Annotated in this window: 1 rRNA gene; it reads left to right on the top strand. The window is 52.6% G+C overall.

The features are described from left to right. Nucleotides 1-787: ribosomal RNA gene (locus ACESQ2_RS28400) — 23S ribosomal RNA — on the top strand; the annotation flags it as partial.

Genomic DNA, 787 nt, shown 5'->3' with positions numbered 1-787 from the left:
GACGGAGAAGGCTATGTTGGCCGGGCGACGGTTGTCCCGGTTTAAGCATGTAGGCGGATGTTCCAGGTAAATCCGGAACGTCACTAACGCTGAGGTGTGATGACGAGGCACTACGGTGCTGAAGTGACAAATGCCCTGCTTCCAGGAAAAGCCTCTAAGCATCAGGTAACATCAAATCGTACCCCAAACCGACACAGGTGGTCAGGTAGAGAATACCAAGGCGCTTGAGAGAACTCGGGTGAAGGAACTAGGCAAAATGGTGCCGTAACTTCGGGAGAAGGCACGCTGATGGTAGGTGAAGCGACTTGCTCGTGGAGCTGAAATCAGTCGAAGATACCAGCTGGCTGCAACTGTTTATTAAAAACACAGCACTGTGCAAACACGAAAGTGGACGTATACGGTGTGACGCCTGCCCGGTGCCGGAAGGTTAATTGATGGGGTTATCCTCGCGGAGAAGCTCTTGATCGAAGCCCCGGTAAACGGCGGCCGTAACTATAACGGTCCTAAGGTAGCGAAATTCCTTGTCGGGTAAGTTCCGACCTGCACGAATGGCGTAATGATGGCCAGGCTGTCTCCACCCGAGACTCAGTGAAATTGAACTCGCTGTGAAGATGCAGTGTACCCGCGGCAAGACGGAAAGACCCCGTGAACCTTTACTATAGCTTGACACTGAACACTGGTCCTTGATGTGTAGGATAGGTGGGAGGCTTTGAAGTGTGGACGCCAGTCTGCATGGAGCCATCCTTGAAATACCACCCTTTAATGGCTGGTGTTCTAACGTGGGCCC

Source organism: Klebsiella sp. Q11 (assembly GCF_964241505.1).
Taxonomy (GTDB): domain Bacteria; phylum Pseudomonadota; class Gammaproteobacteria; order Enterobacterales; family Enterobacteriaceae; genus Klebsiella; species Klebsiella michiganensis.
This window is presented reverse-complemented; position numbering and strand designations above follow the sequence as displayed.